We start from the raw sequence: 627 nt of genomic DNA, 5'->3' as shown, positions 1-627 counted from the left end.
AGGCGCCATGCCATTTTTCGCATGACATGCTGTTCAGAAATCGGAGTTGTGTCCATGGTCCCTCCAGGGAGAACGCCTGCCGCTCCGACCACAACGACCTCTGCGGCGGATCAAGCTAAGGCAAAAGATATAAACATATATATCTTTATATCTCTGAATGACTCTGGCGTTCCATGGGGTGTTACCCGGATGCGGACGGTCGCGCGCCGGCTCACTGTCCGATGAGACGGCAGTGGCTCGGTGCGAAATTAGGGTGGGGGAAACCTGCGCGGGGGTGAAACCAGCTGAACGGGGAGAAAGCGCGGACAGAAGACAAGCGCGACCGCGGGATATTTAGCGAATGTCGACTTGATATTGAAAGCCGGCGGCAGCGCCCCGGGTCGTCCGCCATTCAATCGGTGTCCCCGCGAAGTCTGCAGCGATGCGCTGAACCTGGATGATCGCGCTGCCGAACTCGACTCGTAGCGCAGCCACGTCCTCCTCCGTCGCTTGCTCAACAGTGAGAGTCTCCGTGGCTGAGGCGACTATTTGCCGGCACCTGCGCTCATAAAGCGGGTACATCAAATCCCCGAACTCGTCGAGCGGCAGGGTAGTCAACGCTTCGAAGCGATGGCGAGCAAGCCAGAT

Annotated in this window: 1 protein-coding gene; it reads right to left on the bottom strand. The window is 58.4% G+C overall.

Annotated elements, in window-relative coordinates:
- Positions 1-333 precede the first annotated feature (333 nt).
- Positions 334-627: UTRA domain-containing protein (locus tag AWB74_RS45190; RefSeq protein WP_143749581.1), on the bottom strand; the 294-nt coding region annotated here is incomplete at its 5' end.

It is taken from the genome of Caballeronia arvi (genome assembly GCF_001544695.2).
In the GTDB taxonomy this organism is placed as follows: Bacteria; Pseudomonadota; Gammaproteobacteria; order Burkholderiales; family Burkholderiaceae; genus Caballeronia; species Caballeronia arvi.
Note: the sequence above shows the minus strand (reverse complement) of the source record. Positions and strands in the feature narration are given on the sequence as shown.